The organism is Microbacterium invictum, from assembly GCF_034421375.1.
Classification (GTDB): Bacteria; Actinomycetota; Actinomycetes; order Actinomycetales; family Microbacteriaceae; genus Microbacterium; species Microbacterium invictum_A.
Map to the genome: position 1 here is coordinate 2,651,252 of NZ_CP139779.1, position 19,805 is coordinate 2,671,056.

General features: G+C 69.5%; 19 protein-coding genes. 9 read left to right on the forward strand and 10 right to left on the reverse strand.

Translation table 11 applies throughout. From position 1 onward, the window contains the following. Window positions 1-78 precede the first annotated feature (78 nt). Window positions 79-2,010 carry an FAD-dependent monooxygenase gene (locus tag T9R20_RS12745; protein ID WP_322409679.1) on the reverse strand — a complete coding sequence of 644 codons (1,932 nt, stop codon included), beginning with the start codon at window positions 2,008-2,010 and terminating at the stop codon, window positions 79-81. Between the two features lie 152 nt (window positions 2,011-2,162). On the opposite strand from T9R20_RS12745, the gene T9R20_RS12750 reads away from it, so the two are divergent. Beyond that, window positions 2,163-2,873 (forward strand): IclR family transcriptional regulator, encoded by a 711-nt coding sequence (locus tag T9R20_RS12750; protein ID WP_322412179.1) that lies wholly within the window; start codon window positions 2,163-2,165, stop codon window positions 2,871-2,873. Between the two features lie 42 nt (window positions 2,874-2,915). Here the strand turns inward: T9R20_RS12750 and T9R20_RS12755 are convergent, their stop codons facing one another. Beyond that, window positions 2,916-3,677 (reverse strand): enoyl-CoA hydratase/isomerase family protein, encoded by a 762-nt coding sequence (locus T9R20_RS12755; RefSeq protein WP_322409680.1) that lies wholly within the window; start codon window positions 3,675-3,677, stop codon window positions 2,916-2,918. Between the two features lie 95 nt (window positions 3,678-3,772). Between T9R20_RS12755 and T9R20_RS12760 the strand changes: the two genes are divergently transcribed. From T9R20_RS12760 to T9R20_RS12780, 5 genes are all read left to right on the forward strand, one after another. Then, entirely contained in the window at window positions 3,773-4,570 is a 798-nt protein-coding gene (locus tag T9R20_RS12760; protein WP_322409681.1) for a transglutaminase family protein, read from the forward strand. Between the two features lie 40 nt (window positions 4,571-4,610). Further along, on the forward strand, window positions 4,611-5,183 hold the full coding sequence (locus tag T9R20_RS12765; RefSeq protein ID WP_322409682.1) for a hypothetical protein: 573 nt from the start codon (window positions 4,611-4,613) through the stop codon (window positions 5,181-5,183). A 293-nt stretch (window positions 5,184-5,476) separates the two neighbouring features. Beyond that, complete coding sequence (locus T9R20_RS12770; RefSeq protein WP_322409683.1) at window positions 5,477-6,343, forward strand: transporter substrate-binding domain-containing protein; 867 nt, start codon at window positions 5,477-5,479, stop codon at window positions 6,341-6,343. 34 nt (window positions 6,344-6,377) lie between these two features. Then, on the forward strand, window positions 6,378-7,229 hold the full coding sequence (locus tag T9R20_RS12775; RefSeq protein ID WP_322409684.1) for an amino acid ABC transporter permease: 852 nt from the start codon (window positions 6,378-6,380) through the stop codon (window positions 7,227-7,229). Next, window positions 7,226-7,960 carry an amino acid ABC transporter ATP-binding protein gene (locus tag T9R20_RS12780; protein ID WP_322409685.1) on the forward strand — a complete coding sequence of 245 codons (735 nt, stop codon included), beginning with the start codon at window positions 7,226-7,228 and terminating at the stop codon, window positions 7,958-7,960. The genes T9R20_RS12775 and T9R20_RS12780 overlap by 4 nt, the downstream gene beginning before the upstream one ends. 3 nt (window positions 7,961-7,963) lie before the next feature. Here T9R20_RS12780 and T9R20_RS12785 read toward each other — a convergent pair whose 3' ends face one another. From T9R20_RS12785 to glyA, 4 genes are all read right to left on the reverse strand, one after another. After that, complete coding sequence (locus tag T9R20_RS12785; RefSeq protein ID WP_322409686.1) at window positions 7,964-8,095, reverse strand: hypothetical protein; 132 nt, start codon at window positions 8,093-8,095, stop codon at window positions 7,964-7,966. After that, the gene (locus tag T9R20_RS12790; protein ID WP_322409687.1) at window positions 8,092-8,394 is read right to left on the reverse strand and encodes a hypothetical protein; all 303 of its coding nucleotides are present in this window, start codon (window positions 8,392-8,394) and stop codon (window positions 8,092-8,094) included. The genes T9R20_RS12785 and T9R20_RS12790 overlap by 4 nt, the downstream gene beginning before the upstream one ends. A 193-nt stretch (window positions 8,395-8,587) precedes the next feature. After that, the gene (locus T9R20_RS12795) at window positions 8,588-9,472 is read right to left on the reverse strand and encodes a bifunctional methylenetetrahydrofolate dehydrogenase/methenyltetrahydrofolate cyclohydrolase (RefSeq protein ID WP_322409688.1); all 885 of its coding nucleotides are present in this window, start codon (window positions 9,470-9,472) and stop codon (window positions 8,588-8,590) included. A 160-nt stretch (window positions 9,473-9,632) separates the two neighbouring features. Further along, the gene (gene glyA / locus T9R20_RS12800) at window positions 9,633-10,907 is read right to left on the reverse strand and encodes a serine hydroxymethyltransferase (RefSeq protein WP_322409689.1); all 1,275 of its coding nucleotides are present in this window, start codon (window positions 10,905-10,907) and stop codon (window positions 9,633-9,635) included. Between the two features lie 184 nt (window positions 10,908-11,091). Between glyA and T9R20_RS12805 the strand changes: the two genes are divergently transcribed. After that, window positions 11,092-12,621 (forward strand): family 20 glycosylhydrolase, encoded by a 1,530-nt coding sequence (locus tag T9R20_RS12805; RefSeq protein WP_322409690.1) that lies wholly within the window; start codon window positions 11,092-11,094, stop codon window positions 12,619-12,621. A 6-nt stretch (window positions 12,622-12,627) separates the two neighbouring features. Here the strand turns inward: T9R20_RS12805 and T9R20_RS12810 are convergent, their stop codons facing one another. From T9R20_RS12810 to T9R20_RS12825, 4 genes are read right to left on the reverse strand one after another with little or no spacing between them, the layout of a single operon-like run. Next, window positions 12,628-13,572 (reverse strand): glycoside hydrolase family 43 protein, encoded by a 945-nt coding sequence (locus tag T9R20_RS12810; protein WP_322409691.1) that lies wholly within the window; start codon window positions 13,570-13,572, stop codon window positions 12,628-12,630. Further along, window positions 13,569-14,483: a carbohydrate ABC transporter permease gene (locus T9R20_RS12815; protein WP_322409692.1), complete on the reverse strand. Its 915-nt coding sequence runs from the start codon at window positions 14,481-14,483 to the stop codon at window positions 13,569-13,571. Before T9R20_RS12815 ends, T9R20_RS12810 begins: the two co-directional genes overlap by 4 nt. After that, the gene (locus T9R20_RS12820; RefSeq protein ID WP_322409693.1) at window positions 14,480-15,439 is read right to left on the reverse strand and encodes a sugar ABC transporter permease; all 960 of its coding nucleotides are present in this window, start codon (window positions 15,437-15,439) and stop codon (window positions 14,480-14,482) included. Before T9R20_RS12820 ends, T9R20_RS12815 begins: the two co-directional genes overlap by 4 nt. Next, window positions 15,436-16,740 carry an ABC transporter substrate-binding protein gene (locus T9R20_RS12825; protein WP_322409695.1) on the reverse strand — a complete coding sequence of 435 codons (1,305 nt, stop codon included), beginning with the start codon at window positions 16,738-16,740 and terminating at the stop codon, window positions 15,436-15,438. Before T9R20_RS12825 ends, T9R20_RS12820 begins: the two co-directional genes overlap by 4 nt. A gap of 138 nt (window positions 16,741-16,878) precedes the next feature. Between T9R20_RS12825 and T9R20_RS12830 the strand changes: the two genes are divergently transcribed. Together T9R20_RS12830 and T9R20_RS12835 are read left to right on the forward strand one after the other, a co-directional pair. Continuing rightward, window positions 16,879-17,886 carry a LacI family DNA-binding transcriptional regulator gene (locus T9R20_RS12830; RefSeq protein WP_322409696.1) on the forward strand — a complete coding sequence of 336 codons (1,008 nt, stop codon included), beginning with the start codon at window positions 16,879-16,881 and terminating at the stop codon, window positions 17,884-17,886. 45 nt (window positions 17,887-17,931) lie between these two features. After that, window positions 17,932-19,755 carry a glycoside hydrolase family 2 protein gene (locus T9R20_RS12835; RefSeq protein WP_322409697.1) on the forward strand — a complete coding sequence of 608 codons (1,824 nt, stop codon included), beginning with the start codon at window positions 17,932-17,934 and terminating at the stop codon, window positions 19,753-19,755. The last annotated feature ends 50 nt before the right edge of the window (window positions 19,756-19,805 follow it).

The following is a 19,805-nucleotide window of genomic DNA, read 5'->3' on the forward strand; positions in this document are numbered from 1 at the left end:
TTCCGATATACATCGCGTACAGCTGGGGCTGCCCCGGTGTGCACGGTGGTGCACGACGCCCTGCGGTGGTCGGATGCCTCAGCGCGACGCCCCGCCGACGGCGGCCACCTCGCGCTGCGCGAGGAAGGCGCCCGAGAGGAAGGCGTCGAGCTCGGCGGCGGCCTGGAGCGGCAGCACTGCGGCGACGTACTGGTCGGGACGCACCACCACGACGACGCCATCACGGGAGAGTCCGCGTTCGTCGAAGATGTCGGTGCGGGTCCAGGCGCTCGGGGCGGCGGCGAAGACCTTCTCCGGATCGACCAGTCCGAGCGGACCCGAGCGCGGCCGGAAGATCGCGGGCACCGCCGCGAGCTCGACCTCGTCGAACCGCTGCTGGTAGATCACCTTCACGTCGAAGACGGCGTCCAGGTCGGCACCGGCCGGGGTGTGGCGGCGGACCGGCCCGTCGGGAGCGTTCAGCCACTCGGCCCACCCGGTCAGCGCCGACAGCTCGCCGGCCGCCGGCCGGTCGGCGAAGGCGTAGACGCGCCAGCGACCGTCGGCCTTGGCGTGGTGACCCAGGTGCACAGGGTTGCCGTCGGCGACCTTCACCACCTCGGAGCTCTTGAATCGCATCCCCACGGGGAAGCCCTCCGCGCGCCGCTGGTGGGCGGCATCCCCCACGATCCGCGAGGGCGTGTAGCGCGTCATGAAGCCCGACGGGAATTCGGCGGTGCCCAGGTAGTAGGTCGCGAGATCCTGCGGGTCGGAGATCTCGGCGGGCTTGCGGGCCATGAGCGAGGACCACTCCCGGTCGAAATCGATCAGCTGCTGGGCGACGGGCTTGCGTTCGGCGTCGTAGGTGCGGAGGAGGGATGCCGGGGCGAGGCGGGTGAGCACGTGACCGAGCTTCCACCCGAGGTTGAACCCGTCCTGCATCGAGACGTTCATGCCCTGCCCCGCCTTGGCGCTGTGGGTGTGGCAGGCGTCGCCGGTGAGGAAGACCCGCGGGTCGCGGGCCTCGCCCGGAGCGACGTCGTCGAAGCCGTCGGTGACCCGGTGCCCGACCTCGTAGACGCTGTGCCAGGCGACCTGCTTCACCTCGATCGTGTAGGGGTGGAGGATCGCGTTGGCGCGGCGGATGATCTCCTCGATCGGGGTCGCGCGGACGCGGTGGTTGTCGTCTGAGGCGACCTCGCCGAGGTCGATGTACATGCGGCTGAGGTACCCGCCCTCCCTCGGGATGTGGAGGATGTTCCCCGCCTCGGCCGAGATCGCGCATTTGATGCGCCAGTCGGGGAAGTCGGTGTCGACGAGCACATCCATGACCCCCCAGGCGTGCTGGGCGGTGCTGCCGACGTGGGTCCGCCCGATCGCTTCGCGCACGCGACTGCGCGCCCCGTCGCATCCGACGACGTACCGCGCCCGGATCGTGCGATCCTCCCCCACGCGGGACCCGGCGACGTGGCGGACGCGCACCTCGATGGGGTGCGCTCCCTCGTCGGCGGCCGCGTCGACCTCAAGGCCCAGGAACTCCACGCCGTAGTCGGGTGCGATGCGGGCGGGGCCGAGCGCCGCGGCTTCGGCGAAGTAGTCGAGCACCCGCGCCTGGTTGACGATGAGGTGCGGGAACTCGCTGATCTTGTAGCCGTAGTCCTCGGTGCGCGCGGTCCGGGTGATCCGCGAGGGGTCGGCGGGGTCGGGGCCCCAGAAGTTCATCCAGCCGATGTTGTACGCCTCGGCGATGATCCGCTCGGCGAAGCCGAAGGCCTGGAAGGTCTCGACGCTCCGGGGCTGGATGCCGTCGGCCTGTCCGAGCGGAAGCCGCCCCTCGCGCCGTTCGATGAGCCGGGTGGTGACGCTCGGGAACTGCGACATCTGCGCGGCCAGCAGCATTCCGGCAGGCCCCGAGCCCACGATCAGCACGTCGACGACGTCGGGGAGGTCATCGGGCCGATCGATTCCGGTGCCGGCAGCGGGCTGGAGGCGGGGATCGCCGGAGACGTAGCCGTGATGGTGGAACTGCATGGATTCTCCTCGACATCGATGTCGGAGTCGGCGCGGCGGTGCGATGCCGTGGTGATGGTTTGTTGTTCTATATTCGAACGCACCGTTCTACTATGGAACAGATGGTAGACGACGGCCGGCCGGAGCGGCAAGGTCTGTCGGGAGGGGTAGCCATGACGGATGCCGCGCAGAGCGCGCCCGCGTCGCAGACGCTGAGTCGCGGCATCCGCATCCTCGAGACGCTCGCCGATGCCCGCGCCCCCCTCACGATCGACGAGTTGGCCGAGCGACTCGAGGTGCATCGCTCGGTCGCCTATCGGCTGGTGCGGACGCTCGAGCAGCACGGCCTCGTCGTGCGGGACGGCACCGGACGCCTGACGCTCGGGCCGCGGATGGCCGCGCTCGCGGCCGGGGTCGCCCAGGACCTGCAGGCCGAGGCGCTGCCCGAGCTCACGTCCGTCGCGGGAGACCTCGGGATGACGTGCTTCCTCGCCGTGCTCGACCACGACGAATGTGTGACGCTCGTGAGCGTCGAACCCCGTCACGCCGTCGCCGCCGTCGCGCAGCGGCCGGGGACGCGGCATCCGGTGATCGTCGGCGCCCCCGGGAAGGCGATCCTCGCGCAGCTTCCCGAGCGCGCCCGGCCGGCGGGGATGGCGGAGGCGCTGGTCGAGGAGGTGCGCGAAGCGGCGCGACGGGGATACGCCACGAGCCACGACGAGGTGCTGCCGAGCGTGCACGCCGTCGCGGTGCCGCTGACCCTGCCGGCTCGCCCGCCTGCGGCGATCGCGGTCGTGTACGTCGCCAGCGGGCACGAACCCGATCGCATAGCCGAGCGACTGCAGCGGTCGGCGACGGTGATCCGCGAGGCGCTCGGCGGCTGAGTCGCGGCTGGTCGACGCTGTCGCGGCTGTCTCGCGGGCCGGTCAGGCGCCCCGGAAGACGGGGCGACGCTTCTGCTGGAACGCCGCGAACCCCTCGCGGTAGTCGTCGGTGGCGCGCAGCGCCTCCTGCCCGGCCGTCTCGGCGGCGGTGACCTGCCACAGCCGCTCGTCGCGAAGGGAGGCGATGAGCCGCTTGGAGGCGAGGAATGCCTGCGTCGGACCGGATGCCGCAGCCCGCGCCCGCTCGCGGGTGAACGTCAGCAGGTCGGCGTCGGGCACGGCGCGGCTGAAGAGCCCGGCCGCGACGGCCTCCGTTCCGGTCAGCAGATCGCCGGTGTAGATGAGGTCGAGCGCGCGGTGCGGGCCGAGTCGATCGAACAGCAGTGCGTGGCCGCCGGAGTCCAGCAGCGCACCGAGCTGCGCGAAAGGCGAGCCGATCATGGCCGTCTCGGCGACGTAGACGACGTCGGTGGCGATCGCGAGGCCGAGTCCGACGCCGAGGGCGGCGCCCTGCACGGCGGCGAACGTGGGCGCGGGATGCGCCGCCATCCGGCGCATCAGCTGCTCCACCGCGCGAAGGTACCCCGTGACGTCGTCGGTGTCGGGATCGACGCCCGAGATGTCGCGGCCGGCGCAGAACACGCGGCCCTCGCCGCGCAGTACCAGGGCGCGAGAGCCCGCGTCGGCGGCGCGTCGGTACGCGGCATCCAGGTCGGTCAGATCGTCGAGGGCGAGCGCGTTTCGTCGATCGGGAGCGTCGAGGACGATCTCCGCGACGCCGTCGTCGAGGGTGAGGGTGATCACGAGTCATCCGTATCACACCCTCTCGTCATCCCCCACCGGGCAGGCGCCGCGCCGGGCGAGTTGTCAGCGGCGCCTGCGCCCGCGAGAGTGGGCGTATGAAACGGGATGTGGGCGCGAACCTCGAGCTCGAGATCATCGAGCCGTCCGAACTGGTGTTCTCCGTCGCCGTGGCCGCGGGCGTGCCCCGCGAGCGCGAGCAGCTGACGGTGACCCTCGACGGCGAACGGGTCGACGCCGACGAGCTGGAGGACGAGCACGGCACGCGGCTGCACCGGGTCGTCGTCGGGCGCGGCGCCCTTGCGCTCGACTACTCCGCGACGGTCGTCGGGCAGGCGGCGCCCGCCACGGCGAGCGCCGCCGAGCTCGTCCGCTATCGGCGTCCGAGCCGCTACGCCGAGTCGGACGCCCTCTTCCCGACCGCCGCGGCCGAGTTCGTCGGAATATCCGACCCGGCCGAGCTGCTGACCTCGGTGTCGTCGTGGGTCGGAACCCGCCTGGCCTACGTCAGCGGGTCGAGCCTTCCCACCGACGGGGCGATGCGCACTTTTTTGGCGCGCCAGGGTGTCTGCCGCGACTTCGCCCACCTCACTGTCGCGCTGCTGCGCGCCCGGAACGTGCCGGCACGCCTCGTTTCGGTCTACGCGCCGGGGCTTCACCCGATGGACTTCCATGCGGTCGCCGAAGCGCACATCGACGGCGCGTGGTACGTCGTCGATGCGACCACCCTGGCTCCTCGCAGCACGCTCGTGCGGATCGCGACGGGCAGAGACGCCGCCGACACCGCCTTCCTCACGACGATCTCGGGGGCGGTCGCGCTCGGGACGATGACCGTCACCGCCGTCGCCGACGTGCTCCCCGACGACGACCTCACCCAGCCCGTGCAGCTGCGCTGACACCGTGGCCCGCGCGGAGCGGGCGTGGCACGCTGGAACCATGAAGACCTGGGTCGTGCGATTCGTCTCGCTGCTGGTGTTCAACATCGCGGTGCTGCTGGTGATCGGCTTCCTCACTCCGGCGCGCGTCGGGTGGGCCGCCCTGTGGGCCGGCGTCGTTCTCACGGCGATCGTGATCTGGATCAAGCCGCTGCTCTCCCGGTGGTTCGGCGGGATGGCGGCCCGCTCCGCCGACAGACGCACCCGTGTGGGCGAGAAGGTGGCGGAGTTCTTGGTCGCCTTCGCGGTCGCCTTCATCGTCTGGATCGCCACGGTGCTCCTGACCGGAGTGTCGATCGGAGGGTGGTTCTGGGGATGGATCCTCCCGCCCGTGCTGCTCATGATCGGCTGGGCGATCTACGACGTCATCGACGACCGGGTCGAGGCGCACGCGGGCGCCCTCTACGATCGCGCGACCCGTTCGACGCCCGCGGGTGCCGCGGCGGAGACGGCGCGAGTGGATGCCGCAGGCCCGCGGCCGGCGGTCGCCGACTCCCGCGCCACCGCGCAGGGTCGGAAGGAGCTGCGCGACGGCCTGACCGAGGAACAGCGCCGCATGCTCGACGAGCTCTGACCGCGCCGTCCTGCGCTTCTGCGCTTCGGGTCGCTGCCCTTTCGCGCCGCCCACGCGGATGCACTTTCGCGTCGCCCACGCGGGGATCCGCGCTCCCGCGGACCGGATCGCCCCGCGGCATCCGCGTGAGGGAGGATCTCCGCGCGAGCGCGGAATTCGGGACGCTGCCGCGCATGAAGAGCGTGTAACAAAGCGACGCGCGGCGGCGCAGCATCCGCTCTCTCGCAGGATGATGGAGGGGCGCACTTCCGCGACAGCACGCGGGCTGCGCCTTCCCGTACCTGGAGGCAGCCATGTCCCGAACCCGTTCCCGCCTGCACCTGGCCCTGGCCGGCATCGCCGTGGCCGCCCTCGCCCTCACCGGCTGCGCCACCGGCTCGGGCGACACCGACACCGGCTCCGACGCGTCGTCGGCACCGGCCGACGAGGGGTACATCACCCCCGGCAAACTCACGATCGCCACGGGCGAGCCGGCGTACTACCCGTACGTCATCGATGACGATCCGGCCTCGGGCGAGGGTTTCGAGGCCGCGGTCGCCTACGCCGTCGCCGAGGAGCTGGGCTTCGCCCCCGAGGACGTCGAGTGGGTGCGCACCACGTTCGAAGCCGCGATCGCGCCGGGGCCGAAGGACTTCGACATCAACATCCAGCAGTACTCCATCACCCCCGAACGCGCCGAGAACGTCGACTTCTCCTCGCCCTACTACGCCGCGAGCCAGGCGATCGTCGCGATCGAAGGCAACGAGGCCGCCGAGGGCGTCACCTCGCTCGCCGACACCAAGGGTCTGCTGCTGGGCGCCATGGTCGGGTCGACCAGTGCGCAGACGATCGAAGAGGTCGTCCAGCCCGACACCCCTGCGCAGCTCTACAACACCAACGAAGACGCCAAGGCCGCCCTCGAGGCCGGGCAGATCGACGGGCTCGTCCTCGACACGCCGACGGCGTACTACGCCACCGGCGTCTACATCGACAACTCGTTCATCGTGGGCGAGCTCCCCACCGCCGGCATCCCCGATGAGTGGGGGCTGGTGCTGGCCAAGGACTCGCCGCTGACCGAGCAGGTCACCGCCGCGGTCGACGCCCTGCGCGAGAACGGCACGCTCGAGGCCATCACCCAGGAGTGGCTGGGCGAGGGCGCCGGCGTCACACTGCTCGAGTGAGTCCGGGCCGGGACCGGTCGGCTAGCGTCGAAGCGTGAGCGCCGACATCCATCAGCCGAGCGCGCTCGAGCAGGAGCGTCGCGCCTACCGCGCGCGCCAGTCGATCCGGTCGGTGCTGATCGCCGTCATCTCGACCCTCGTCTTCGCGGTCGTGGTGTGGCTCACCGTCGTCAACACCCCCGGGTGGGAGTCGGTGCGGCGATCCTTCTTCGACCCCGAGACGGCATGGCAGTCGCTCCCGCGCGTCTGGGAGGGGTTCCTGCTGAACCTCCAGGTGCTGGGGCTGTCGGTGATCACCGTCGCGATCGGGGCGACCGTCATCGCGCTCCTGCGCACCCTGCGGGGCGCGGTTTTTTTCCCGCTCCGAGCCCTCGCCGCCGGCTACACCGACGTCTTCCGCGGCATCCCGCTGATCATCGTGCTCTACCTCGTGGGCTTCGGCATCCCGGGGCTCCTCAACGAGCGCATCCCCCCGGTCATCCTCGGTACCGCGGCGATCACGATCACCTACTCGGCGTACGTGAGCGAGGTGATCCGCGCGGGGATCGAAGCGGTGCATCCCTCGCAGCGACTCGCGGCACGGGCGATGGGTCTCGGGTACGCCCAGACGCTGAGGCTCGTGGTGATGCCGCAGGCCCTGCGCAAGATGACGCCTCCCCTCATGAACGACTTCGTCGCGATGCAGAAGGACGTCGGGCTCGTCTCGGTCATCGGCGCCGTCGACGCCGTGCGGGCCGCGCAGATCGAGACGTCGCTGTCGTACAACTTCACGCCGTACATCGTCGCGGCGGTGCTGTTCGTGCTGCTGGCGATCCCCACCATCCGCCTGGCCGACTGGTGGACCGCGCGGCTGCAGCGCCGCGAGCAGATGGGATCGATCCTGTGACCGCACTCCTGCAGGCAGACGGGATCTGGAAGTCGTTCGGCGACCGCTCGGTGCTCCGCGGCGTGTCGCTCGATCTGTCCGTGCACGAGGTCGTCGCGGTCATCGGCGCGAGCGGGTCGGGCAAGTCGACGCTGCTGCGGTGCCTGAACCTCCTCGAGACGATCGACGACGGCGTCATCCTGCTCGGGGGGGAGGACATCTCCGACCCGCGTGTGGACGGCAACCGGGTGCGCGCCCGATTCGGCGCCGTGTTCCAGCACTACAACCTCTTCCCCCACCTGTCGGTGATCGACAACGTCACGCTCGCCGCCCGGAAGGTGCACCGGATGCCGCGGCGCGACGCCGACGCGAAGGCGATGGCCCTGCTCGAACGGATCGGGCTGGCCGACAAGGCGCGCGAGCACCCCGACCGCCTGTCGGGCGGTCAGCAGCAGCGGGCCGCGATCGTGCGCGCCGTGGTGACCGACCCCGAGGTGCTTTTCCTCGACGAGATCACGTCGGCGCTCGATCCCGAGCTCGTCGGCGAGGTGCTCGAGCTGGTGCAGTCCCTCGCCGAGGAGGGGGCGACCATCCTCATGGCCACCCACGAGATGGCCTTCGCGCGCGACGTCGCCCATCGGGTGCTCTTCCTCGACGAGGGCCGCGTGGTCGAAGAGGGTCCGCCGAGCGAGGTGCTCGTCGCACCGCGCGAGGAGCGGACGCGCCGGTTCCTCTCGCGATTCACGACCTGAGGGTCACACGGGCTCGGTGGTGCGGATGATTCCGCAGCTCAGGCACGACCACGCCACGAGGAACCGCTCGTCGTCGAGGATCTCGAACCGCAGCGGATCGCCGCAGGTCGGGCAGCGGCGCGGGTCCGGCGTCACGCCGGGAGCCCGTCGCCGAAGAGGTTCCGCTGCCGCTCGAGCGACGTGATCTCGAAGCGGGTGCGGGCGACGATCGGATAGTCCACGCTCAACCTCGTGAGGATCACCCGCACCTGCGCCTCCACCCACGGCTGGGCCTCGAGGGCGACCCGTTCGATCTCGGTGCGGGTGCGCAGCCACACCACCGGGGTGCCGTCCGGCCCGGGGAGCCAGTGCGCGTCGACGACGCCCCACGCCCCCGTCGACACGACGAGGGGCATGAGCGCCCGGTCGATCGCGCGACGCGCGGTGTCGTCCATGCCTCTACGGTAATCCGCGGCGGCGGGCGGTGGCCCTCGTCGCCGCAGCCCGTCGCTCGCACCTTCGCCGGCGGCCCCGTCGCCCACAGAATCGCGCGAACGCCACAGGGGTTCGGGGATGCGCCGTGATCCCGGCGTGATTCTGTGGCGGGAGGACGGCGCTGCGGGGCCTGCGGGAGCCCGGGGACGCTAGTCAGGCCTCGAGCGAGCGCTCGGCGGCCTCGACGACGTTCGTCATGAGGAGGGCCACGGTCATCGGCCCGACCCCGCCCGGGTTCGGCGAGAGCCAGCCGGCGACCTCGGCGACATCCGGGTGCACGTCGCCGTAGACCCGCTGCGCGCCGGTCTCGGGATCGTCCTCGCGGGTCACGCCGACATCGAGCACGGCGGCGCCGGGCTTGACGTCCTCCGCCCGCACGAGGTGCTTGACTCCCGCAGCGGCGACGATGACGTCGGCCTCGCGGAGGAAGGACGGGATGTCGGGGGTGCCGGTGTGGGTGAGGGTCACCGTGGCGTTGATCTCGCGGCGGGTCAGCAGCAGACCGATCGAGCGCCCGATAGTGACACCCCGGCCGACCACGACGACGTGCTTGCCCTTGAGGTCGTAGTCGTTGCGAAGCAGCAGCTCGATCACCCCGCGCGGGGTGCACGGCAGGGGCGTCGTGATCGGCGCGTTGACGTTCAGCACCAGACGGCCGAGGTTCGTCGGGTGGAGGCCGTCGGCATCCTTCGCCGGATCGATCCGCTCGAGGATCGCGTCGGTGTCGAGGTGCTTCGGCAGCGGCAGCTGCACGATGTAGCCGTGGCACTCCGGATCGGCGTTCAACGCGTCGATGAGGGCCTCGACGTCCTCCTGCGTGGCATCCGCGGGCAATTCCCGCTGGATCGAGTTCATCCCGATCCCCACCGACTGCTTGTGCTTCATCCCCACGTACAGCTGCGAGGCGGGGTCGGCACCGACGAGCACCGTGGCGATGCCGGGCGTTACGCCCCGCGCCTTCAGCGACGCGACCCGTTCGGTCAGCTCCGCGCGGATGGCCGCGGCGGCGGCCTTGCCGTCGAGCTTCTGTGCCGTCATGTCGTCTCTCCTTCTGCGTCCCTGCGGCGAGAGTGCGTCTGCGCGCCGAGAGTGCGGGGTGTACCCGCGTCCTCGGCGTCCACATGCATTCTCGCGGGAAGGCGCGGGGCGCCGGGGGGCGGGTGCCCGGTGAGTGGGATTCCGCGGAGCGGGTCGCGGGTTACTGCGTGAGGCCGGGGTAGAGCGGGAACGCGTCGGCGAGGGCCGCGACGCGCGCCCGCAGGGCCTCGACGTCGGCTCCGGGCTGGAGCGCGAGCGCGATGACGTCGGCCACCTCGGCGAACTCGGCGTCGCCGAACCCACGTGTGGCGAGCGCCGGGGTGCCGATCCGCAGACCCGAGGTCACCATGGGCGGGCGCGGGTCGTTGGGGACGGCGTTGCGGTTGACGGTGATCCGGATGTCGTGGAGCAGATCCTCCGCCTGCTTGCCGTCGATCGCCGCGTCGCGGAGGTCGACGAGCACGAGGTGCACGTCGGTGCCTCCGGAGCGTACGGCGACACCCGCCGCGGCGACATCGGGCTGCATGAGCCGGTCGGCGAGGATCTTCGCTCCGCGGAGCGTGCGCGCCTGCCGCTCGCGGAACTCCGGCGTCGCGGCCAGCTTGAACGCGGTCGCCTTCGCGGCGATGACGTGCATGAGCGGTCCGCCCTGCTGGCCGGGGAAGACGGCGGTGTTGATCTTCTTCGCGAGGTCCGGGTCGTCGGTGAGGATGATGCCCGAGCGGGGACCGCCGATCGTCTTGTGGACGGTGGAGGACACCACGTGCGCGTGCGGGAAGGGCGAGGGGTGGACCCCTGCGGCCACGAGGCCGGCGAAGTGGGCCATGTCGACCCACAGGTAGGCGCCTACCTCATCGGCGATCTCGCGGAACCGCGCGAAGTCCAGCTGACGGGGGTAGGCCGACCATCCCGCGATGATGACCTTGGGCTTGTGCTCCACGGCCAGGCGCCGCACCTCGTCCATGTCGATCAGCGAGGTCTCGGGGTCGACGCCGTAGGCGACGATGTCGAACAGCCGCCCCGAGAAGTTGATCTTCATCCCGTGCGTGAGGTGACCGCCCTGATCCAGTGCGAGGCCGAGGAGGGTGTCGCCCGGGCGGGCGATGGCGTGCAGCACCGCCGCATTCGCCGTGGCGCCCGAGTGCGGCTGAACGTTCGCGAACCCGGCTCCGAACAGCGCCTTGGCGCGCTCGATCGCGAGCTCCTCGGCGACGTCGACGACCTCGCAGCCGCCGTAATAGCGACGGCCGGGGTATCCCTCGGCGTACTTGTTGGTCAGCACCGAGCCCTGCGACTGAAGCACCGAGACGGGCACGAAGTTCTCGGACGCGATCATCTCGAGGAAGCCCCGCTGGCGGTCGAGCTCGCGCTCGAGCACATCGGCGATCTCGGGATCGACCTCGGCGAGAGGGGCGGTGAAGATCGGATCGGACACAGCGGTCTCCTTCCACAGCGGCGGATCGGACATCGGCCCAGGCGTGCGGTCGGATGCTTCTGCGGACGGATGACTCCCGGTCGCTCCCCGGTGGTTGCCCACCTCAACGCCAGTCGCGACACCCCGAGCATAGTCGATCGCAGCCGATAGGCTGGTCGAGCACGCATTTGTAAAGGATCCTTACATGCCGGCGTTTCCTCCCCTCGTTCCGCTTCCGACATCGCTCCTCACCGTGGACGACGGGCCCTTCCTGCTGACAGCGCGCACCCCGCTGACCGCGGATCCGGATGCCGCGGCGGCGGCCCGCCGCATCCTCTCCGCCGCCACGGCACAGACCCTCGACCTGCCCGTCGACGCACGTCCCGCCTCCCCCGCGCTCACTCTCGCGCACGCCTCGGACATCGGGGCGGGCGGCGCCTATCGTCTGGTCGCCGCCGACACCGGCGTCGAGATCTCCGCCGCCGACGCGGTCGGCCTCGCCGCGGGTCTGCACACCCTCAGCCAGCTGCTGAGGCCCGCCGCCGACGGGTGGGCCGTCCCCGCGGTCCGGATCGAGGATGCGCCCCGCTTCGCGCACCGCGGACTCATGCTCGACGTCGCCCGTCACTTCTTCCCGGTGGCGGACGTGTGCGCCGTCATCGACCGAGCGGCGAGCCTGAAGCTCACCCATCTGCACCTGCACCTGACCGACGACCAGGGCTGGCGTCTGCACCTGCGCTCCCACCCGTCGCTCACCGCCGCCGGCGGCGGCTCCGCGATCGGCGGCGGCCCCGGGGGCTTCTACACCCGCGAGGACTACCAGGAGATCGTCGCGTACGCCGCCGCCCGGCACCTCACCGTCGTCCCCGAGATCGACCTGCCCGGGCACACGCACGCCGTCGGTCTCGCCTACCCCCGGCTCGCCGCCGATCCGGTGGTCACCCCCGACCTCGCCGCCGAAGCCGCGGGCCGCGGCGAAGCCCTCCCCGTGGCGGGCGAGCCCTACACCGGGCTGGGCGTGGGGTTCTCCTCACTCAGACTTGACGACGAGGCGACGTTCGAGTTCGTCGCCGACGTCCTCGGCGAGCTCGCCCACCTGACGCCCGGGCCCTACCTCCACGTGGGCGGCGATGAGGCGTTCGGCACCGACCCAGACCAGTACGACGCCTTCCTCTCCCGCGTCACGCAGCTCGTCGCCGACCTCGGCAAGGTGCCGGTGACCTGGCACGACGCCGGACGCGCCGACCTCGCCCCCGAGACCGTCGGACAGTACTGGGGACTCACCACCCCCGACGCCGAGAGCGCGGATGCCGCCCGAGCGTTCGTGCGCCGCGCGAGCGGCGTCATCCTCTCCCCCGCCGACGCGGTCTACCTCGACATGAAGTACGACCACGACACCCCTCGCGGCCTCACCTGGGCGAATGGCCCGACGAGCGTCCGTCGCGCCTACGAATGGGATCCGGCGTCGATCATCGAGGGGATCGCCGACGACGACATCGTCGGCGTCGAGGCGGCCGTGTGGACCGAGACCATCGAGGACCTCGCCGGCCTCGACACCATGATGTTCCCCCGTCTGGCCGCCGTGGCCGAGGCGGCCTGGTCGGCCCCTCTCGGGTTCTCCCCCGACCGCACCTGGGAGTCGTTCCGGCAGCGCGTCGGCGGCCTCGCCCCGCTCTGGCGCCGACAGGGGATCGCGTTCCACGCCGACGGCGAGATCCCGTGGGCGGGGGCGTGATCGTCCTCACCCGAGCTGCGGCGAGCGCGCCTCCCAGGTGAGCGGTGCGACGTGCAGCATCCGGTAGGTGTACGAGGAATCCCACCCGTGGAACAGCAGCCATGAATCACCGTCCGGCCCGGTGACGACGTCCTGTCCGCCGGGACCTCTGACCTTCTCGTCGAGCGATTCCGTCGAGATCCACGGACCCTCAGCCTTCTGCCACGGGCCTTCGAGGGTATCGGCCACGGCGTAGCCGATGGCGTACTCGTCCCCGCCGTAGGAGTTCGCCGAGTACAGCATCGTGAAGCCGCCCTCGTCGTGCGCGACGACGGTCGGCGCCTCGATGAGGTCACCCTCCCATTCCTGGTCCTGCTTGATCATCCGGGCGGGCTCACCGGCGAGCCCAAGACCGTCGGGCGTGAGAGGCGCCGTCTGAAGCCAGGTGTCGACGCCGATGGCATTCCCGTCGTTCTTCCAGATCAGGTGCCAGTCACCGTCGACCTGAATGGTCGACGCATCGATCGCGCCGCCTTCATCGGGCGGGCAGATCAGCATCTCCTCACCCTGCACGGTGAAAGGCCCAAGAGGGTCGTCTGCGACCGCGACCCCGATGCACTGGTAGGTCGGCCGGAAGTTCGTCGCAGTGAAGTACATGACGAATCGACCCGGCGAGATCTCCGTCACCTCGGGAGCCCACGTCTTCCCGGGGATGATCCACGAAGGCAGGTCGGGAAGCGCGTCTTCCCGCAACTCCCACGAGCGCAGGTCATCGGAGGTCGCGACCGGCACATTCCTGCGGTTTCCGTCGGAGGAGTACGCCACGTAGCCACCGTCCACCTCCAGAACATCGGGATCGGCGAAGTCCTCACGGAGGACTGGCTCGAGGGTCGGCGCAGCCGCGCAGCCACTCGCCATGACGACCAGGGCGAAACAGAGAGCCGAACCGGCGACGCCGCGTCGTCGCGTCATCCCTTAATCCCCGACTGCGAGACTCCCTCGACGATGAAGCGCTGGAGAGCGATGAACAGCAGGATGACGGGCGCGCTGGCAATCACGGCTCCGGCCATGAGGAGGTCGTAGCGCACCGCGTTCGCCGACTGCAGAGTCGACAGGCCGGCGGGAAGTGTCTGCACGTCTGGGCTGAAGAGCACGTAGACGGGCCAGAGGAAGTCGTTCCAGTTGGTTAGCAGCGCGAGCAGCCCCAGAGTGGCCAGCGCCGGCTTGGCCAGGGGCAGCACCACGCTCACGAACGTGCGGAAGCGATTGGCCCCGTCCAGTCGCGACGCCTCCTCCAGCTCCACCGGTATCGAGAGGAAGAACTGCCTCATGAGGAATACTCCGAACGCGCCGGCGGCCGTGGGCACGATGACGGCGATGAGGGAGTTCAGCCAACCCAGCTCGCTCACGATCAGATAGTTCGGGATGACGAGGATCACCGGAGGCACCAGGAGCGTGGCGATGATGGCGCCGAAGACGAGGTTCTTGCCGCGGAACTGCATGCGAGCCAGCGGGTATGCGGCGAGCGATGCCGTGATCACGACCAGGACCGAGTTCGCCACGGCAGCAGTGACACTGTTGAGAAACCACGTGAACACCGGCGTCGACGCCGATCCGAGGATCGTCTGGTACGCCTGGAGAGTCCACTCTTCGGGGATCCAGCTCGGCGGGACGCTCGTGGCATCCGCTCGCGTCTTGAACGAGGTGACGAGCATGAACACCAACGGGCTGATGAACACGAGCGCGATCGCGATCAGTGCGATCATGCGGAGGATGCCGCGGACCCGCTGCCCCGGGCTCAGCGAGCGACGCTTCGGGACGGCGTCCACGGGCGTCGGGGATGTGGCTGTCGCGCCAGCGGGCGCGGGTCGTACAGTGGTCATTTGCGCGCCCCCCTGCGCTCACGGAACAGCCAGAACACCACGACGCTCAAGCCGATGAGAAAGAGCGTCAGGATGTAGCTCATCGCCGCGGCATCGCCCATCTGGAAGTTCCGCAGTCCGGTTTCGGCGATCTGGTAGATCGCCGTCCGCGTCTCGCGCCCGGGCCCGCCCTGGGTCATCAGATAGGACTGTCCGAACATGTTCGCCGAGGCGATCAGAGTGTTGATGGTGACGAAGGTCAGGATGGGGCGAAGCCCCGGCAGAGTCACGTTGAGAAACTGCTGCCAGCGGCCGGCACCGTCCATGCGGGCCGCCTCGTAGAGCTCTACCGGGATGTCCTGCAACGCGGCGAGGTAGATGATCGCGTTGAACCCGAGTGTCCACCACACCGTGACGCCGACGAGCGCTACCCAGGCCGCCGGGGTGGAGGTCAACCACGCCGTGTCGTCGGGAAGACCGAGCAGACCCAGGTAGTAATTGACCAGCCCGATGTTGTTGTCGAGCAGGTACCGCCACAGGACCGCCACGACCGCGACGCCCAGCACGTAGGGCGCGAAGTACACCGCGCGGAAGAAGTTCCGGCCGGGGAACTTCGCGTTCATGAGCAGCGCGACGAGGAGCGGGATGACGAGCAGGAACGGAACGCTCGACACGGTGAAGATCGCCGTGGCCTGCATCGCCTGCCAGAAGATGCCCGACGTCGTCGACCCGGGTGTGAACAGGTCGATGTAGTTGTCCAGCCCCACGAACGGCTTCAACGGCAGGGTGTAATCCCACTGATGCAGACTCATCCAGAGGCCGAGTACGACCGGGATGATGACGAACCCCGTGAAGAGCAGCAGATAGGGCGCGAGGAAAAGCCACGGCGTCGCGCGACCATGGTCGCGCAGCCGCCGCGCGGGGGCACTCGTCTCGGCGAGTGCGCCCGCGCGGGTGGGAAGCGTCGTCTGACTCATTGCCCGAAGGTGGCCAGGTTCTCTTCCATCAGCTGTGTCGCGCGGCCCTGCGCTTCCTCGAGCACCTCGGCCGGCTCACCGGCGCCGAGGACGCCGTCTGCGACAGCGACCTCAAGCGTCTCGGTGGTCACCGTTCCGATGCCGGGCGCCGTCGGCGTGAATCGCATGCTGTCCAGCGCCTCGGCGATGGGCGCCTGAGGCATGCCCTCCAGCGCCCCACTGTCGAGGACCGATTGGCGGGCAGGGATCATGGCCGCCCCGGCCCAGTCCTCGGAGTGCTCACTCATCCAGGCGATGAAGACCTTCGCGGCGTTCATGCGATTCTCGTCGTCCTGACGCGGCAGGAAGAACTGGTGCGATGATGCCCAGGTGGACTCCTGGCCGCCGATGTTCGGGACGGGAGCGCCGGCATAGGGCAGGCCAGACTCCTCAAGGTCGTTGAACTGCCAGATCCCGTCCCACGTGATGGACGTCTCGCCGTTCTTGAAGGCGACGTACTGCGCGTCGATCGCCACATCCTCCGGGCTGTATCCCTCATCGATGATGCCGCGCATCCAGTCCAGCGCCTGAACTCCCGACTCATCGGCGAATGTCGCCTCCGACCCGTCCTGCGCGTAGGGCTCGCCCCCGAACTGCCAGTCGAGGGTCATGAACATCAGGTGCCCGGGCCACCGCGCAGGCATCCAGAACGGCGTGTCATATCCGGCTGCCTGAAGCGCGTCGAGGGCCGCCATGAACGATGCCTCGTCGGTGGGGGCCTCCGTGATGCCTGCCGCGGCGAAGTGCTCGGTGTTGTAGTACATCGCCAGGGAGTGCACATCGAGCGGGATTCCGTACCGCTGACCGTCGTACTCGCCGGCTTCCCACACCGTCTCGGTGAAGTCGTCACCAGTCAAGCCGAGCTCATCGACCATGTCATCGAGGGGAAGGATGACCTGCCGTGCGGCGTTGGATCCGAGTTGGTCGAAGTGCATCACGCCGACGTCGGGGCCCTCGCCGGCGGTCACGGCGGCGGGCAGGCGCTGATAGAAGTCGGCCCACTGCATCGTGTTGGACTCGACCGTGATGTTGTCGTGCTCCTCGTTGAACTGGTCAACCATCTGCTGCATGAACGGTCCATCGCCGCCGGTGAACCCGTTCCAGAACGACAGCGTCACCTCCGGTCCGTCGTACTCGCCGGTGAAGTCCCCGCCCGATGACGGCGCACCGCCACCGCAGGCGCTCAACACCAGCGCGGTCGCCAGCATCGCTGAGGCGGTGAGCACCGCCCGGCCCTGTGCTCGTCGGTGTGGCCTTGTCATGGAGTCCTCCTCGTTGAAAACACGTCGCGCGGCTCAGCTGTGGGTGCCACGATGAACGCCACTGTACAGCGCTGTAAATTTTTCCGCTAGACCAGTGCGCGAAGGGTGGACCCTAGGATGGCGACGAAAGGGGGCCGCGTGAAGCGAGTTCGTCTGATCGACGTGGCAGAGCGCGCCGGCGTGTCCATGAAGACCGTCTCCAACGTCATCCATGACTACCCGCACGTCGCGCCGGCGCTGCGAGCCCGTGTGCAGGCCGCCATCGACGAACTCGGCTATCGACCGAATTTGACTGCTCGGCGCCTCGCGACGGGACGCACCGGAATGATCGCCCTTGCGATACCCGAGATCGATCATCCGTATTTCTCGGAGCTCTCACGGCGCATCGCCGAAGAAGCCACGGGCCTCGGCTATCGAGTGATCTTCGAGCAGACCCTCAGCGACGCCTCGGCCGAGCGCGCCGTGCTCCACGATCGCGAAGCCGGCCTGGTCGATGGCGTCATCTTCCATCCGGTTCAGATGGGCACCATGGAAATTGCGAGGCTGGCGCCGGACGTGCCCCTGGTGCTGCTCGGGGAGGCCGCGATGCCGGTCACGACGGACCACGTCATGATCGACAACGTCGCCGCCGCCGCAGACGGGGTGGACCTGCTCCTCACCGCGGGTCGCCGACGGATCGCCTTCCTCGGCACGGTCCGCGACGACATCACGGGCTCGACCGGCCAGAGACTGCTCGGCTACCAGGATCGCCTCATCGCCGCGGGGATCCGTCCCGACCCCTGGCTCATCCTGCCCGTCGACGGCTTCTCGATCGAAGACAGCCGCGTCGCACTCCTGCGCGCCATCGACCGCGGCGTCGATTTCGATGCCGTGCTCTGCCGAGACGACAAGTTCGCCATCGGCGCCCTCAAAGCTCTCGCGACCGCCGGGCGCTCCGTCCCGGCAGAGGTGGCCGTCCTCGGGTGGGACGACACGCATCTGGCCAGTTACAGCTCCCCGGCTCTGACCTCGATCGCACCGGACAAGCACGCGCTCGCGCAAACGGCGCTGGGGCTGCTGGTCGAGAGGATCGAAGGGCACAAGGGCGTCGGTCGTCATCGCATCGTCCCTCATTCGATCTCCGTCCGCGAGACGACCCCCGGGTGACGAGCGCGGCTTTACAGCGCTAGAAACCTAGGCCATGATGTCGTCATGGCCGAAGACGTCTTCTCCCGACCGAGCCGCCAGGACGGCACCTATCCGCGACCGCAGCTCGTCCGACCTGCGTGGCACAGCCTCGATGGCACGTGGGGATTCGAGTACGACGACGGCGACGAAGGCCTGACCGGGTCGTGGAACGAGCCGGGCCGACCCACGGTCCGCACGATCACCGTGCCGTATCCCCCGGAGTCCGCGCTCTCCGGCGTCGGCGACACCGGCCACCACCCGGTCGTCTGGTACCGCCGCGATATCGCTGAGGAGGACCTCGCGGCCGCGGCGTGGAAGCCCGGTCGCCGCCTTCTCCTCCACTTTGGCGCCGTCGACTACCGGGCCTCGGTCTGGGCCGACGGTCGACTGATCGGAATTCACGAGGGCGGTCACACACCGTTCAGCTTCGATGTCACCGCAGCGGCACAGCTCGGTCCGTTCGAGATCGTGGTGCGCGCCGAGGACGATCCCGACGACCTGGAGCAGCCGCGCGGCAAGCAGGATTGGCTCCCCGATCCGCACGTCATCTGGTACCACCGCACGACCGGTATCTGGCAGACCGTCTGGCTCGAGGCCGTTCCTCCCCTTCACGTGACACACCTCGCCTGGGAGACCAACCTGGTCGCCGGCACGGTGAGCGCCGACATCGAGTTGAGCGCCCGACCCCCGGCCGGCACCGAGATCGACATCGATCTCTCCTACGAGGGCACGGCACTCGCCCGGATCAGCGCGACGGCGACAGAACCTCGCAGCCGCGTCGTCGTCCCCCTATCGCCATTGACGAACGGGCAGGGGTACGAGACTCTGCTGTGGACCGTCGAGAATCCCCGCCTGGTCGACGCGCGGCTCACGGCGCGCTCGGCAGCAGGCATCGAAGATGCGGTGGCCTCATACTTCGGAATGCGCACCGTAGCCGTCGACGGCGCTCGCTTCCTCGTGAACGATCGCCCGGCGCCTATCGTCGCAGTGCTCGAACAGGGGTACTGGCCCCAATCCCATCTCGCTGCTCCGAGCGCCGAGGCTCTCCGGGAGGAAGTTCAGCTCATTAAGGACCTCGGCTTCTCCACCGCTCGGGTCCACCAGAAGATCGAGGATCCGCGGTTCCTGTACTGGGCGGATCGACTCGGTCTCATGGTGTGGGAGGAACTGCCGAGCGCGTACCGCTTCTCGACGACCTCCGTATCCCGGTTGACCAGGGAATGGACGGAGGCGATCGCCCGCGATCGATCGCACCCCTGCGTGGTCGCTTGGGTCCCCGTGAACGAGAGCTGGGGTGTGCAGCAGGTTGCGCACGACCCGCGACAGCGGGATTTCGTCCGCGCTCTGTTCCATCTGACCAGAGCACTCGACAGCACTCGCCCCGTGATCGCGAACGACGGCTGGGAGCACACGGACTCTTCGCTCCTGACCGTTCACGACTACGAGAACGACCCTGAGCTCCTCTCCGCCTCCTATCGTGATGAGGTCGCCGTCGCAGCGACACTCGCCGGCATCGGGCCCGCAGGGCGTCGGATGACTCTGCTCCCCCAGGATGAGGCCCCGCTCCTTCGTTCGGCACCTGTCGTGATCAGCGAGTTCGGCGGCGTCACCTACGCACCGGACGCCGAGATCGAGACGTGGGGATACGCCGTCGCCGAGTCGTCGGAAGACTTCGAGCGACGCCTGCGCGGAGTCTTCGGCGCCCTGCAGGCCAGCAAGGTCCTGGGGGGCTACTGCTACACGCAACTCACCGACACGCTTCAAGAGGCCAACGGTCTCGTGGACGAGAACCGGAGCCCGAAGCTGCCTGTCGAGGTGATCCGCTCCATCGTCAGGGGCGAGTCGTGATCGGTTCGTCCCCTCACCCGCCGTGACCGGCGTCGACGGGCGGCGGGTAA